The sequence below is a fragment of the Actinokineospora auranticolor genome (assembly GCF_002934265.1).
In the GTDB taxonomy this organism is placed as follows: Bacteria; Actinomycetota; Actinomycetes; order Mycobacteriales; family Pseudonocardiaceae; genus Actinokineospora; species Actinokineospora auranticolor.
Window position 1 is genome coordinate 46600 of the sequence record NZ_PTIX01000036.1, and the last position, 14822, is coordinate 61421.

Sequence of the window (14822 nt, forward strand, 5' to 3'; positions counted from 1 at the left end):
GGCTACTGGCGCTCCCACCTCGACGGACACGGACCACGGCGCTAGCCGGGCGTGGTGACGCGGGTCAGCGCGAGCGCGGCGTCGACGAGGTCGGGGCGGGCGGCGTCCAGCCACGCGATGCGGTGGTCGCGGCGGAACCAGGAGCGTTGGCGGCGGACGAAGCGCCGGGTGGCCCTGGCTGTGTCGTTCGCCGCCACGGTGAGGTCACCGTCGGTGTCCAACGCGGTGAGGACCTGTTGGTAGCCGAGGGCGCGCGCCGCCGTCTTGCCGTCGCGGAGGCCGTGGGTGGTGAGGGCGCGGACCTCGTCGACCAGGCCGTCGGCGAACATGCGGGTGACGCGCAGGTCGACGCGGGCGTCGAGGTCGCCGTTGGGGCGGTCGAGGCCGACCATGACCATGCCGTAGCGGGCGGGTCCGGGTCGGGGCATGGTCGCGGAGAACGGGCGACCGGTCAGCTCGATGACCTCCAGTGCCCGCACGACGCGGCGGCCGTTGGTGGGGAGCACCGCCTCGGCGGCGACCGGGTCCAGTTCGGTCAGGCGCGCGTGCAGCGGGGCCGGGCCGACCTCGGCGAGTTCGGCTTCCAGACGGCCGCGGATGGCCGGGTCGGTACCGGGGAACTCCAGGTCGTCCACCACGGCCTGCACGTACAGCCCCGAGCCGCCCACCAGCACGGGGACGCGCCCCCTGGCCAGCACGTCCTCGATCGCCGCGCGGGCGTCGCGCTGGTAGGCCGCGACCGAGGCCGTCTCGCGCACGTCCAGCACGTCCAGGAGGTGGTGCGCGACACCGCGCCGTTCGACCTGGGTGATCTTGGCGGTGCCGATGTCCATGCCCCGGTAGAGCTGCATGGCGTCCGCGTTGACGACCTCGCCGCCCAGCCGTTCGGCCAGGGCGACGCCGAGGTCGGACTTGCCGGTGGCGGTGGGGCCGACCACGGCGACCGCGAGGCTCACCCGGCCACCCAGGTCGCGAAGTGGTAGGCCACGCCGAACGGGACCGACATCCGCGCCTCGGCGCGCCAGTCCCCGCCGGTGGCGCGCACGGCACCCGCCAGCACCTGCCAGGGCGCGCGGCCCGCGGCGCCCAGCTCGGCGGCGAGGTCGGGGTCCAGCGCGGACAGGGCGTCGAGGTCGACGGCCGCCAGTGCCTTGGCCACGGTGTCGTCGAAGTCGCCCGCGCGGTCGTCCGGTCGGCCGACGGCGCGCTCACCGTGGCGGTGCGACCCGTCACCGAGGACGAGCAGGCCGACCGGGTCGTCGCCCGCCAGCTCCGCGGCCAACTCGGCGCCCAACGCCGCGCAGTCGGCGGGCGGCAGGTCGAATGGCACTATCCGGACAGTCACGTCGCCCGCGCCCACCTCCGCGCGCAACCACCCGGCGACCAGGGCGGGCAGGGGCAGGTCGGGGTCGGCGAACGCCAGGTCGGCCGACGCGCCGAGGCCGACGCGCACGTCGACGCCGTAGCCGCGGAACGTGCCGGCCACCTCCGGGCCGAAAAGTCCTGGTCGCGCGCCCGCGCCGACTACGCACCACCGGGGGGTGGCTTCGGCGAGGGCTCGGGCCGCGGCCACGCACCCGGCGCGCACGGCGTCCGCGTCCCGGTCGCCTCCGCCGGTCAGTTCCGGCACGATCAGGGGGGGATGCGGCAACACGGCGGCACGGCGGATCACGACGCGAGATTACTGTCCGTCGACAATCTTGGCGTCGGCGGCCCACGGACCCCACCTTTTGCGGCACCATGATGACCATTGCGGCTCTCCGGAGTACCCACGCGCGCCGTGACCTGTTTGAATGCGCGCGGGTACCACGGAAGTCGCGCGGCCTGTACGGGCCGTACGCACAGTGCTGGGCCCCACGTGAGTGGGGCGCCCGCGTGGACGCGGGCACGCAGGCAGGAGGAATCGGCCATGACGGACAACGACGAGCGCGCCGAGGCAGCGGTGGAATCGGCAGTGGTGGAACCCGCGGCCGCGGAGCCGGAGGCCGGTACCCCGGTCCCGGAGGAGGCCCCGGCAGCGGTTGCCGAGCAGGAACCGCCTGCCACCCCGGACGCGACGCCCGCCGACACGGCCCCGTCACCCACTTCGGACGCGACGCCAGCCGACGCGGCTCCGGTACCCACCCCGGACGCGACACCCGCCGACGCGGCTCCGTCACCCAGTCCGGTCGCGGTCACCCGGGCCGCGGCGCCCGCCGCCGCGCCGGAGACCGCCCCGCACGTGGCCGCGGCGTCCACCGACCCGGGTCGCTGGGGCCGGGTCGACGCGGACGGCACCGTCTACGTGCGCACCGCCGACGGCGAGCGCGCGGTCGGGTCGTGGCAGGCCGGTGAGCCCGAGGAGGGCTTGGCGCACTTCGCGCGCCGCTTCGACGACATCCGCACCGAGGTGGAGCTGCTGGCGTCCCGGCTGGCGTCGGGCTCCGGCGATCCGAAGCAGGCCGCGACCAACGCCCGGCACATCAAGGACTCGCTGGCCGAGGCGCACGTGGTCGGTGACCTCGTCGGGCTGGAGGCGCGCATCGACCAGGTGCTGGCCGGGGCGTCGGAGGCCATCGATCGGGTGAAGCACGCCCGCGAGGAGGCCAGGACGGCGTCGGTCGCGCGCAAGCAGGAGCTGGTCGAGGAGGCGGAGAAGCTCGCCGAGGAGTCCACGCAGTGGAAGGTCGCGGGCGACCGGCTGCGCGGCATCCTGGACGAGTGGAAGACGATCAAGGGCGTCGACCGCAAGACCGACGAGCAGCTGTGGCGCCGGTTCTCCAAGGCCCGCGACACGTTCAACCGCAGGCGCGGGTCGCACTTCGCCGACCTCGACCGCCAGCGCGCCACCGCCAAGACCCGCAAGCAGGAGCTGGTGGAGGAGGCCGAGCGCCTCTCCGAGTCCGACGACTGGGGTCACACGGCGGGCCGGTACAAGGAACTGATGCTGGAGTGGAAGGCGGCGGGCCGCGCGCCCAAGGACGCCGACGACGCGCTCTGGCAGCGGTTCCGGGCCGCCCAGGACGCCTTCTTCTCGCGCCGCTCCTCGGTGTTCGACGAGCGCGACGCCGAGTTCGCGGACAACGCGAAGAAGAAGGAAGAGCTGCTGACCGAGGCCGAGAAGATCAACCCCCAGGGCGACCTGGACGGCGCCAGGGCCCACCTGCACCGCATCCAGGAGCGCTGGGAGGAGATCGGCAAGGTCCCGCGCGAGCGCATCCGGGAGCTGGAGGGCAGGCTCCGCTCGGTGGAGGAGAAGGTCCGCGCCGCGGGCGACGCCCAGTGGCGCCGCACCGACCCGGAGGCCGAGGCCCGAGCCGCCCAGTTCCGCGAGCGGGTGCAGCAGTTCGAGGCCCAGGCCGCCAAGGCCCGCGCCGCAGGCGACAAGCGGCGGGCCGAGCAGGCCGAGGCCCAGGCCGCCCAGTGGCGCGAGTGGCTGGCGGCGGCGGAACAGGCCGTGGCCACCCGCTGACGAACGATTAGAGGTGACACCGGTGGCCCCCGCCGAAGTTCAGGCGGGGGTCACCGGTGTATCGGGCTGCCGTGATCGAGAAACGCCGCTACGGCCGGAAGACCCGCAGGTCAGCAAGCTATGGTGCCCGCACACGCGGGGATGGCCCCTGCTGCTCTAACGCGGCGCGAGCGTGCAGTGATGGTCCCCGCACACGCCGGGATGGCCCGGAATACGCGTCCGGCGCAAGCCCGACCCGGAATGGTCCCCGGACACGCGAGGATGGCCCGCCGTCGACCAGGTCCGCTGCGAGACGTTCCTGGTGGTCACCGCACACGCGGGGTGGCCCGACCGTCACCATCGCGGCCAGTGCGACGGTGGTGTGGTCCCGCACACGCGGGGATGGCCCGCCGTGCCGCGCGGCAGCAGCCTCTTGATGGTGTGGTCCCCGCACTTGCGGGGATGGCCCTGGGTTCCGTCCAGCGCCCTCCATTCGGTCACGATGGTCCCCCGCGCATGCGGGGATGGCCTGTAGCGGATGTCGTCGAGCCGTTCTTCGGTGGCACGGTCCCCGCACACGCGGGGATGACTCGGCTCGGTAGAGCGCGTGGCCGACGAGCTACATGTGCTCTCCGCACACCGTGGGGATCGTCCCGCGTGCGCAGGGGCGCCCCCAGCCCACTGAGCGGCCCCCGCCGCACAACGGGGTGGCCTATCCCCTCCTCAACCGCCGCCGATCCGTTCACGCGAGGATGGTCCGGTCTCCAACCCACGCGGCTCACCTGGACGTGATCGCCGAGGGCCTCGTACACAGCAAGGTGCTCGCCGGGAACGGCGCAGTCGTCCCTGCGCGCGCAATGCTGATGCCCAATGGGTGGTTGTTTGCGCTTGGCCGCAGGTGGCGAAGTCGGTCCGCAGAACGGGTACTGCGCGCACTTCGGCCACCATCTCCCAGCTCACAGGCACCGCCTGTGCCCGCGGTCGCGCAGTTTTTCGCCCCCACGCGAGTTATCCACATGCTCCGAACTCGTCCACAGGATTCCGCCGCCCCTTCTCGGACACCCCCTCCCCGATAAACTGGAGCAGGGCTGTCCCCCCAGAGGAGGGCGGGGGCTGCGCTCTTGGGCGGGGGCTGCGCTCTTGGGCGGGGTGGGCAGCAGAGGCTGCTTGAGGGTGGAGCCGCCGTCGCGGGGGGCGGACTAGTCGGCGTTGTGGTTGGCCGGGGGACGGGTCCAGGCCGTTTTGAGCCAGAGGGCGGCGGTGACGACCATGGCGGCTTCGCTGATGGCCAGGCCGATGCCCGGGCCCGGGGACGTCAGGCCCGCCGTGGACTGGCGGGTCCAGATCGCCAGGAGGCCGTCGACCGCCGCGAACCAGCCGCCCAGGGCGGCGGCCCAGATCAGGGGCCAGCGGCGGAGGGCGAGGGCCAGGGCGGACGTGACGATGCCGAAGGCCAGGGAGGTGCCTGCGAAGAGGCGGGGGACGGTGCCCGCCCGGCCTGCCGCGTCGTCCGTGCCGAGGAGGACTTGCCAGCCCGCCGAGTCGCCCATCCACGGGAGGATGTAGCCGACGATCAGGACGAAGACGGCCACGGCGATGATGATGGCCCGGAGGCCCAGGTCCACCGGGGCTCGGCGCTCCACCGCGTTCACCTCGTCGCGGATGGCCGCGATGTCTTCCTCGGACGACGTCATCCGCAGCCTCCGGTGACCGGTTGGGGTGCCGGGGTGCCGAAGCCGGGGAGGCCGAGGCTCACGCCGGGCGTCTTGGGGCGCAGGCCCGCGGCGTGGTTGTCGCCCGCGCGGGTGCGGCGGTGGGAGACCGGCTCCCCGTCGGCGACCAGGTGGTGGGGCGCGGCGTAGGTGACGACCGCCTCGACCACGTCACCCGGGCGGATGTCCCCCGACCCGGGGGTGAAGTGCACCAGGCGGTTGTCGCGGGCCCGGCCGCTCATCCGCCGCGTATCGGCGTCCTTGCGGCCCTCGCCGGTGGCCACGACGATCTCCAGCGTCCGGCCGACCTGGGTCTTGTTCTGCTCCCACGAGATCTCGTTCTGCACCGCGATCAGGCGGTCGTAGCGCTCCTGCACGACCTCCTTCGGCAGGTGGCCCGGCATGGTCGCCGCGGGCGTGCCCGGGCGCTTCGAATACTGGAAGGTGAAGGCGCTGGCGAACCGCGACTCGCGGACGACGTCGAGGGTGGCCTGGAAGTCGTCCTCCGTCTCGCCGGGGAAGCCGACGATGATGTCGGTGGTGATCGCGGCGTCGGGCATGGCGGTGCGGACCTTGTCGATGATCGACAGGTAGCGGGCCGAGCGGTACGAGCGGCGCATCTCGCGCAGCAGGCGGTCCGAGCCCGACTGCAGGGGCATGTGCAGCTGGTGGCACACGTTCGGGGTCTCGGCCATGGCGGCGATGACGTCGTCGGTGAAGTCCTTCGGGTGCGGGGAGGTGAACCGGACCCGCTCCAGGCCGTCGACCTCGCCGCAGGCGCGCAGGAGCTTGCCGAAGGCGAAGCGGTCGCCGAACTCCACCCCGTACGAGTTGACGTTCTGCCCCAGCAGCGTCACCTCGAGCACACCCTCCGCGACCAGGGCCTGGGCCTCGGCCAGGATCTCCCCCGGTCGACGGTCCTTCTCCCGGCCGCGCAGTGACGGGACGATGCAGAAGGTGCACGTGTTGTTGCACCCCACCGAGATCGACACCCACCCCGAGTACGCCGAGTCGCGGCGGGCGGGCAGCGTCGACGGGAAGACCTCCAGCGACTCGAGGATCTCCACCTCGGCGCGGCGGTTGTGCCGGGCGCGGTCGAGCAGCACGGGCAGCGAACCGATGTTGTGCGTGCCGAACACCACGTCCACCCACGGCGCCTTGCGGACGATCTCGCCGCGGTCCTTCTGCGCCAGGCAGCCGCCGACGGCGATCTGCAGGTCCGGGTTGGCCGACTTCACCGGCGCCAGGTGGCTGAGGTTGCCGTACAGCTTGTTGTCGGCGTTCTCCCGCACCGCGCAGGTGTTGAACACCACGACGTCGGCCTGCCCGCCCTCGGGCACGGCGACGTACCCCGCGGCCTCCAGCAGGCCGGACAGCCGCTCGGAGTCGTGGACGTTCATCTGGCACCCGTAGGTGCGGACTTGGTAGGTTCGCGCGCTCATCTCGGTTCCCGAGAGTACGCTGCGCCGCCCGGGGGCCGAGGACCACCGGTGGCGAAGTCACGCTTCCCCGTGTTCCGCGGCCCCGGTTCTGGGAAGATCGGCGGATGACGCGCGCGCGGCCCGGCCTCAGGTTCGCGGCCGCGCTGTGCGCGCTGCTGACCCTGCTGTCGGGGTGCGACGCCCAGTTCCCCGAGGCCCGGCTGCGCATCGCGGCGGGCAACCTCAACGGCGTCTACAACAACATGGCCCAGTACCTAGCCGACACCTGGCAGCGCACGCTGGGCATGCCGCACCCCGAGGTGCTCGACACCAGCGGCTCCCCCGAGAACGTGACCAAGCTGCTCAGCGGCGCGGCGGACATCGCCTTCAGCGCCGCCGACGTGGCCGCCGAGCCCCACCCGGGCGGCGCCCAGCCGCAGGCGCTGGCCCGCATCTACAACGACTACCTGCACATCGTGGTCCGCGCCGACGGCCCGATCCAGCGCTTCGCCGACCTGCGCGGCAAGCGGGTCGCGGTCGGCTCACCCGACTCCGGTGTCGAGTTCATCGCCGACCGCATGCTGCGCATGTTCGACCTCGGCGACCCCGGCGCGCTGGACCGCCGGTCGATGAAGGTCACCGAGTCGGCCGAGGCGCTGCGCGACGGGAAGATCGACGCGTTCTTCTGGTCCGGTGGGCTGCCGACCGAGGCGATCTCGCGGTTGGCCGACGTGGTGTCGATCCGGCTGCTCGACCTGACCGAGGAGATGCCGTTGCTGCGCAAGCAGTACCCGGTGTACAACTCGGCGTCGATCCCGGCGTCGACCTACCGGCTCACCGGGCGCCCGGTGAACACGTTGGCGGTGCCGAACTTCCTGCTGGTGTCCGCCGACATGTCGCCGGACCTCGCGGAGGCGCTGGTGCGCGAGTTCTTCGACGCGCAGCCCGCGATGGCCAAGCAGGTGCAGGCGGCGCTGGCGATCGACCGCCAGTCGGCCATCGAGACCGATCCCGTGCGGCTGCACCCGGGCGCCGAGCGCTACTTCCGGGCCGAGAAGGCGTGACCCTCCGCGGGTAGCTCCACCGTGACGCGCAGCCCTCCGCCGTCCGGGAGTTCCAACCTGAGTTCCCCGCCCGCGTGCGCGATGACGCGGCTGACGATCGCCAGGCCCAACCCGGAGCCGGGCACGTTCTGGTGGGAGTTGCTGCGCCAGAACCGGTCGGTCGCGCGCTCCAACTCGTCCTGGCGCAGACCGGGCCCGTGGTCGCGGACCGACAGGCGCACCCGGTCGCCGACTACCTCGACCGCGACGAGGACCTGCGAGCCCGGGTCGGTGAACTTGAGCGCGTTGTCCAGGAGCGCGTCGAGGATGCCGTCGACGCTGCGGGCGGGCGCCAGGGCGCGCACCGGGGCCACCGCGCCGTCCACGTCGAGGGTGATGTCCCGCGCGGCCGCGACGACCCGCCAGTCCGCGACCCGTTCGTCGACCACCTCGTCGACGTCGGTCGGCACGAGTTCGCCGCGGCTGTTCTCGGCGCGCGCCAGGGCCAGCAGCTCGTCGAGGATGCGCTTGAGCCGGTCGGCCTCGGCCGCGGCGGCGACGCGGTGGTCGTCGGCCTCGGTGTCGACGTGGCCCTCGAGGTTGACCAGGCGCAGCTTGAGCGCGGTGAGCGGGTTGCGGAGCTGGTGCGAGGCGTCGGCGACGAAGGCGCGCTGGGCGGCGAGCGTGTCGCCGACGGAGGTGGCCATCCGGTCGAACGAGCGGCTGAGCTTGCGCAGTTCCGGCGGGCCGTGCTCGTCGCCGACCGGGTCGGCCTCGCGCCCGCTGACCACGGCGGCCACCAGCGACCCGGTGGCCTCGTCGAGCCTGCGCACCGGTCGCAGGATCCACTGGATGACCGGGACCGCGAGCATCAGCGCCAACGCGAACGCGAGCACCCCGCCCGCGGCGATCATCAGCCACCACCACAGCATCCGGTCGCGGCTGCGGTCGGTCGGCGACACGGTGATCACCGCGCCGCGCACTTCACCGTCGACCAGCACCGGACCGGCGAGGACGAGGGGTTTGTCGTCCCACGGGAGCAGCAGTGCCCCCGGTTGCGGTCGACGACCCGCGAGCGCTTCTTGGAGCCTGTCGCGCACTTGGTCGTCGCCCAGGTCCACCGCACGCGCGCTGCCGTAGCTCGCCGACCGGACGACGGCGCTGCTCTCCTGGTCGACGATCAGCACGCCGATGCCGTAGAGCTCCGAGTAGCGGTTCAGCTCCTCGCGCAGCGACTCCGGGTCGCCGTCGACGAGCGGTCGTTGGGCCATCGAGGCGAACCGGGTGGTGTCGGCGAGCCGGTCGAGGAACAGCCGCTGCTGCTCGGCGCCCGCGACCGCCAGCGCCAGCGGCACGCCGAGGCCGAAGACCAGCAGCGCCACCACGAACCAGACCATGCCCAGCAGCCGCGTGCGCATGTCGCCTCCCCCGAACGCCTCCTACCCGAGTCTGCCGGGTTGGCCCGACAGGCGGTACCCGACGCCGCGCACGGTCTCGATGAGCGCGGGCCTGCCGAGCTTCGTCCGCAATGTTGCCACGTGCACGTCCAGGGACCGGTTCTCCGCCGCGCCCGCGCGGCCCCACACCTCGGCCAGGATCAGGTCCCGGCCGCACACCGAGCCCTCCGCGCCGACGATGAGCGAGAAGACCTGGAACTCCTTGCGGGACAGCGGAACCACCTCACTGTCCACAGTGACCTCATGGCGGTCGAAGTCGACCCGCACGCCGTCGAGCTGCACCACGCCGCTGGGCGCGCCGCCGCGGTCGGAGCGGCGCCTGCGGACCGCGTGCACCCTGGCCACGAGCTCGTCGACGTCGTAGGGCTTGACCAGGTAGTCGTCGGCGCCCGCGCGCAGCCCGACGATCCGGTCGTCGACCTCGGCGCGGGCGGAGACCACGATGACCGCGACGTCGCTGGCGGCGCGGATCTGTCGACACAGGACCACCCCGTCCACATCGGGCAGGCCCAGGTCCAGCAGCACCACGTCGACCTCGTTGACCAGGTCGAGCACGCCCGCGCCGGAGGCCAGCCTGCGCACCGCCAGACCCCGGCGCACCAGGGCCGGGGTCAGCGCGTCGGCGACCCGGTCGTCGTCCTCCACGAGCAGCACGCGCACTCGAAACCTCCGCATCCGACGGTCCCGCTCGGCACCGAGAGCGAGCGCCCGGTTGTCGCGCGTGACACAGTTGAGACCCTAAGTGTTGCTCAAGGCCCATGGGCGTGGTGGTCGCGCCGGAGTAAGTTTCCGCCAACGCCCACCCCTCGGCACGGGAATTCCGGTACGCGAGCACTCGCGGAGGAGAAGATGACCGCCACCAACACCGCACCTCCGATGATCAGGATGGCGTCGGTGGACAAGTACTTCGGTTCGCTGCACGTGCTGCGGGAGATCGACCTCGAGGTGCCCAAGGGGCAGGTCGTGGTGGTGCTCGGCCCGTCCGGGTCGGGCAAGTCCACGCTCTGCCGCGCCATCAACCGGCTCGAACCCATCAACACCGGGGTGATCGAGGTCGACGGCAAGCCGCTGCCCGACGAGGGCCGGGAGCTGGCCGAGCTGCGCGCCGAGGTCGGCATGGTCTTCCAGTCGTTCAACCTGTTCGCGCACAAGACGATCCTGGAGAACGTGATGCTGGCGCCCGTGAAGGTGCGCAAGCAGCCTGCGGCGGAGGCGCGCAAGGCCGCGCAGCAGCTGCTGGAGCGGGTGGGCATCGCGAGCCAGGCGGACAAGTACCCGGCGCAGCTCTCCGGTGGTCAGCAGCAGCGGGCGGCGATCGCGCGGGCGCTGGCCATGCGGCCCAAGGTGATGCTCTTCGACGAGCCGACCTCGGCGCTGGACCCGGAGATGGTCCAGGAGGTGCTCGACGTGATGACCTCGCTGGCCGCCGACGGGATGACGATGCTGGTCGTCACGCACGAGATGGGCTTCGCGCGCAAGGCCGCGCACCGCGTGCTGTTCATGTCCGACGGCGAGGTCGTGGAGGACAGCACGCCGGAGTCGTTCTTCACCGCGCCGAAGACCACGCGCGCCAAGGACTTCCTTGGCAAGATCCTCACCCACTGACGCCCGGGTGCCGCGGCGGCACGAGACCACGACCGAGATCCGAATCCGTCCAAGAAGATCGGGAGAGCACACACGATGAGGGTTCGTAGCCTGGTAGTGGGGCTGCTGGCGACCGGTTTGGCGCTGACCGCGTGCGGCAAGGAGGTGACCCCGTCATCGGGTGGTCAGACGACCACCCCGCCCCCCGCGGCGACCGGTGTCACCGTCGACGGTTCGCCCACGTTCGACCGGATGAAGCAGGCCGGGAAGATCACCATCGGGGTCAAGGAGGACCAGCCCGGGCTGGGCAGCCGGAACCCGACCACCAAGGAGTTCTCGGGCTTCGACATCGAGATCGCGCGGCTGGTCGCGGCGAAGCTCGGCTTCGACAAGGACAAGATCGAGTACAAGGTCGTGCAGAGCGCGGGCCGCGAGGCCGCGATCGTCAACGGCGACGTCGACATCTACGTCGGCACGTACACGATCAACGACAAGCGCAAGCAGCAGATCTCCTTCGCGGGCCCGTACTTCGTCGCGGGTCAGGCGCTGCTGGTGCGCAAGGACGACTCCAGCATCACCGGCAAGGAGACCCTCAAGGGCAAGAAGGTGTGCTCGGTGACCGGCTCCACGCCGATCCAGCGGGTGCGCGACCAGCAGCTCACCGAGCCCGCGAACATCATCGAGTTCCAGGGCTACTCGCAGTGCGTGGACAAGCTGCTGACCAAGGAGGTCGACGCGGTCACCACCGACGACGCCATCCTCAAGGGCTTCGCCGCGCAGAACCCCGAGGACCTCAAGGTCGTCGGTGAGCCGTTCTCCAAGGAGCCCTACGGCATCGGCCTGGCCAAGGACGACAAGGCGCTGCGCGACAAGGTGAACGACATCCTGCAGGGCGCGCTGGACGACGGAACCTGGCAGAAGATCTACGACTCGACGCTGGGCAAGTCCGGTTCGCCCGCGACGAAGCCGACGCTCGAGCGCTACTGATCCGCTGATGGCCTGACGTCCCGGCGGGCGACCCTTGCCCGGGTCGCCCGCCGGTCTGGTCGTCGACGAGTTGGAGTGAGGGCACATTGGGCGCGCTACTGGACAACCTGCCGCTGTTCCTGTCGGGGTTCCGCACCACGGTGTGGCTGTTCCTCGTCTCGGCCGCGGCCTCGCTGGTCTTCGGCACCATCCTGGCGATGCTGCGGGTCAGCCCCGTGCCGATCCTGCGGGGCATCGGCACGCTCTACGTGACGGTCGTGCGGAACACGCCGCTGACCCTGGTGTTCCTGTTCTTCATCTTCGCCTACCCGCTGCTCAAGATCGTCGACCTGTCCTACGCCGTGCGGGCCATGGTGGCGCTGTCGGTGTACACCTCGGCGTTCGTCTGCGAGGTCGTGCGCTCCGGCATCAACACGGTCCCGGTCGGGCAGGCCGAGGCGGCGCGGGCGCTCGGGCTCAACTTCGGGCAGACGCTGGGGTCGGTGATCCTGCCGCAGGCGATGCGCGCGGTGGCGCCGCCGATGATGAGCACGCTGATCGCGCTGCTGAAGAACACCACCATCGCGGCGGGCTTCTCGGTGGCCGAGGCGGGCGCGATCCGCGCGGTGCTGGCCGACAAGGGCTACCCGCAGATGGTCACGCTGGCCTGGGTGGCGGTCGGGTTCATCCTGCTGGTCATGGTGCTGACGCTGGTGCAGCGGACCTTCGAGAAGCGCTGGAGCCGTGCGCGATGAGCAACGTCCTGTTCGACATCCCCGGCCCCCGGGCGCGGGTCCGCCACCGCCTGTACGCGGTCCTCGGCGTGGCCGCCGTGGCCGCCTTCGTCGGCTTCATCGTCTGGCGGCTGGCCGAGAGCGGCGAGTTCGCAGCGCGCAAGTGGGAGTGGATCCAGTACAAGCAGGTGCAGGAGGACCTCGCGGCGGCGGTCGGCAACACCCTGCGGGCCTTCGCCCTCGGCGCGGTGCTGGCCCTGGCGTTCGGCGCGGTGTTCGCCGCGGGCAGGCTCTCGGACCACAAGCCGGTGCGGGTCGTGGCCGGGTTCGTGGTGGAGCTGTTCCGGGCGATCCCGCTGCTCATCCTGATGTTCATGTTCTACTACGGCCTGCCGACGCTCGGCGTGCGGATGTCGCCGTACATGGCGGTCGTGCTGGGCCTGACGCTGTACAACGGCTCGGTGCTCGCGGAGGTCTTCCGCGCGGGCATCCAGGCCCTGCCGAAGGGCCAGAGCGAGGCGGCGTACGCGCTGGGCATGCGCAAGACCCAGGTGATGGTCCTGATCCTGCTGCCGCAGGCGCTGCGCACGATGCTGCCGACGATCATCAGCCAGCTCGTGGTGCTGCTCAAGGACACGGCGCTCGGGTTCCTGATCACGTACGAGGAACTGCTGAACTACGCGCGCTACATCGGCTCGATCTACGCTTTCGGGGACCTGGACAGCCAGATCTTCTTCTACCGGCCGATCATCCCGACGACGATCGTGGTAGGGGCTATTTACATCACGCTGTGCCTGCTGCTGACCCTGCTGGCCAACCGGCTGCAGAAGCGGCAGCGGCGCAACCGCAAGATCCAGGCCGCCCCGGCGGAGGCTGTTGTCTGATTTTTTCGGCGAACCGGTGCCCGTTCCGCTTCGGCGGGGCGGGCACTGTGCTGTTCGCGCTCGGCCCTTGTGCGCCTCGAACGTTCCGGCGGGATTGTGTTCTCTCGTGGTCTTGGCGCGGTTTCGAGTTGGTGCTCGGTGGGGTGAATTGTCTTTGTGCGGGGCCTTGACCTCAAGGGGGCGATGCGCCGGGCATGGGATGATCTTCGTGGGTGAGTGATCGGAGATCGTGTGGTTGCGTGTCGGGTGATATTGAGTTCGGAGGAGCGGGAGACGATCTCGCGGGAGTTATGGGTGGGGCGGTCGTTCCGGTTCATCGGTCGGGTGTTGGGTCGGCATCATTCGGTGGTCGCTCGTGAGGTTGCCCGCAATGGTGGGAGATTGGCGTATCGAGCGTTGAGGTCGGGCAAGCGTGCTGCGGCGATGCGGAAACGGCCGAAGCCGCGGAAGCTGGAACAATTCGGCCGCTTGCTCGGTTGTGTGATGGCGGATTTGGATCGCCGATGGTCGCCGCGGCAGATCGCGACCAGAATACGGATGGAGTCCCCGACCGAGCCGGAGATGCGCGTGTCCCACGAGACGGTCTGCCAGACTCTGTTCGTCCAGGGAAAGGCGAGCTGCGGGCCATGATGTGCGAGCCCTGCGGTCGGGCCGGGCGAAACGGGTGTCACCGTCGGCGAAGCGGCCCAGGCGCGACCCGATCGTGGGCGTGGTCAACATCGGCAAGCGCCCGAAAGGGGCCGACGATCGTGCCGTGCCCGGCTTCTGGGAGGGCGACCTCATCCTTGGATCCGCCTGCGAATCCCAGATCCTCACTCTCGTGGAGCGGCTGACGCGGTTCGTGATGCTGTTCCGGGTCCCGCACGACCGTTCTGCGGACCGGATCGCGAGCTCAACGGTCGCCCTCGACAGACCCGGGATTGGGTACGAACCTGTCGAGAAGCTGAACGAACTGCTGGTCAAACACGGTGGGAGGGGCAAGCCCGCCCACCCGCCGGGAAGCTTGGCAGGTCTGCCCCCCACCACACACACGCAAAGACAATCCACACCCATCGAGCAGTTGAGACGGGTGCGATGGATTGGCTGGGGGTGCAGGTTGGCAGACGTCGAGGGCTGGCGGGCTCGACTTGGCGTGGTAGGAAGAGTTCGCGGAGTGGCTGTGGCGAGTGGGCATGCACGGCTTGGCCCGATGGACATGGGTCGGCACATGCAGGGGCCAACAGGCTCGGCTTGATGGGGTAGATCAAGGCGAGACGCTGGGCGATTGCCGGGGGCGTGTCACGTTCGGCCGGGGTGCGAATGAGCGAGGCGTGGCGGCCCGGAAGGCGCGACGGAGGAGGCATTCGAGCTGGTCAGAGGCTATTTTGAACACCCCGCCGGACCCAGCACAGCCCCCGCCCTCCTCTGGGGGGACAGCCCTGCTCCAGCCTATCGGGTCTGGGGTGGCGGGGAAGGGGGCAGGAAATCCTGTGGACAGAGTCGGGGCATGTGTATAACCTGTGAGGCTTATTCACGGCTGGCGATGATCACCCCAAAGTAAGAGGTGGCGGCCCGTTTGAGAGAATTCAGTTACCACACCTAGTTCTCGAAA

Annotated in this window: 13 protein-coding genes; 7 read left to right on the top strand and 6 right to left on the bottom strand. The window is 70.9% G+C overall.

Annotated elements, in window-relative coordinates; genetic code table 11:
- Positions 1–41 precede the first annotated feature (41 nt).
- The gene (gene miaA / locus CLV40_RS34770; RefSeq protein WP_219824197.1) at positions 42–956 is read right to left on the bottom strand and encodes a tRNA (adenosine(37)-N6)-dimethylallyltransferase MiaA; all 915 of its coding nucleotides are present in this window, start codon (positions 954–956) and stop codon (positions 42–44) included.
- Positions 953–1672: a class III extradiol ring-cleavage dioxygenase family protein gene (locus CLV40_RS34775; protein ID WP_104483278.1), complete on the bottom strand. Its 720-nt coding sequence runs from the start codon at positions 1670–1672 to the stop codon at positions 953–955. Before CLV40_RS34775 ends, miaA begins: the two co-directional genes overlap by 4 nt.
- A 237-nt stretch (positions 1673–1909) precedes the next feature.
- Between CLV40_RS34775 and CLV40_RS34780 the strand changes: the two genes are divergently transcribed.
- The gene (locus CLV40_RS34780) at positions 1910–3451 is read left to right on the top strand and encodes a DUF349 domain-containing protein (protein ID WP_245931770.1); all 1542 of its coding nucleotides are present in this window, start codon (positions 1910–1912) and stop codon (positions 3449–3451) included.
- Between the two features lie 1178 nt (positions 3452–4629).
- Here the strand turns inward: CLV40_RS34780 and CLV40_RS34785 are convergent.
- Together CLV40_RS34785 and miaB are read right to left on the bottom strand one after the other, a co-directional pair.
- Positions 4630–5124, bottom strand: a complete 495-nt coding sequence (locus CLV40_RS34785) for an Rv2732c family membrane protein (protein WP_104483279.1) — start codon at positions 5122–5124, stop codon at positions 4630–4632.
- Positions 5121–6584 (bottom strand): tRNA (N6-isopentenyl adenosine(37)-C2)-methylthiotransferase MiaB, encoded by a 1464-nt coding sequence (gene miaB, locus CLV40_RS34790; RefSeq protein ID WP_104483280.1) that lies wholly within the window; start codon positions 6582–6584, stop codon positions 5121–5123. The genes CLV40_RS34785 and miaB overlap by 4 nt, the downstream gene beginning before the upstream one ends.
- Before the next feature lie 104 nt (positions 6585–6688).
- On the opposite strand from miaB, the gene CLV40_RS34795 reads away from it, so the two are divergent.
- On the top strand, positions 6689–7627 hold the full coding sequence (locus tag CLV40_RS34795; RefSeq protein WP_104483281.1) for a TAXI family TRAP transporter solute-binding subunit: 939 nt from the start codon (positions 6689–6691) through the stop codon (positions 7625–7627).
- On the opposite strand, the gene CLV40_RS34800 is transcribed toward CLV40_RS34795, so the two are convergent.
- A complete protein-coding gene (locus CLV40_RS34800) occupies positions 7603–9024 on the bottom strand; it encodes a sensor histidine kinase (RefSeq protein WP_104483282.1) in 1422 nt (473 codons plus the stop codon). The two genes, CLV40_RS34795 and CLV40_RS34800, sit on opposite strands and share 25 nt — an antisense overlap.
- Before the next feature lie 21 nt (positions 9025–9045).
- Entirely contained in the window at positions 9046–9723 is a 678-nt protein-coding gene (locus tag CLV40_RS34805; protein ID WP_181043930.1) for a response regulator transcription factor, read from the bottom strand.
- Between the two features lie 216 nt (positions 9724–9939).
- On the opposite strand from CLV40_RS34805, the gene CLV40_RS34810 reads away from it, so the two are divergent.
- The 5 genes from CLV40_RS34810 (at position 9940) to CLV40_RS40960 (ending at position 13861) form a co-directional block, all read left to right on the top strand.
- Positions 9940–10668 carry an amino acid ABC transporter ATP-binding protein gene (locus CLV40_RS34810; RefSeq protein ID WP_181043931.1) on the top strand — a complete coding sequence of 243 codons (729 nt, stop codon included), beginning with the start codon at positions 9940–9942 and terminating at the stop codon, positions 10666–10668.
- A gap of 75 nt (positions 10669–10743) precedes the next feature.
- Positions 10744–11634 carry a glutamate ABC transporter substrate-binding protein gene (locus CLV40_RS34815; protein WP_104483285.1) on the top strand — a complete coding sequence of 297 codons (891 nt, stop codon included), beginning with the start codon at positions 10744–10746 and terminating at the stop codon, positions 11632–11634.
- Positions 11635–11720: 86 nt separating this feature from the next.
- Positions 11721–12368: an amino acid ABC transporter permease gene (locus CLV40_RS34820; protein WP_104483286.1), complete on the top strand. Its 648-nt coding sequence runs from the start codon at positions 11721–11723 to the stop codon at positions 12366–12368.
- Entirely contained in the window at positions 12365–13231 is an 867-nt protein-coding gene (locus CLV40_RS34825) for an amino acid ABC transporter permease (RefSeq protein ID WP_104483287.1), read from the top strand. Before CLV40_RS34820 ends, CLV40_RS34825 begins: the two co-directional genes overlap by 4 nt.
- A gap of 246 nt (positions 13232–13477) precedes the next feature.
- A complete protein-coding gene (locus CLV40_RS40960; protein ID WP_181043928.1) occupies positions 13478–13861 on the top strand; it encodes a helix-turn-helix domain-containing protein in 384 nt (127 codons plus the stop codon).
- The last annotated feature ends 961 nt before the right edge of the window (positions 13862–14822 follow it).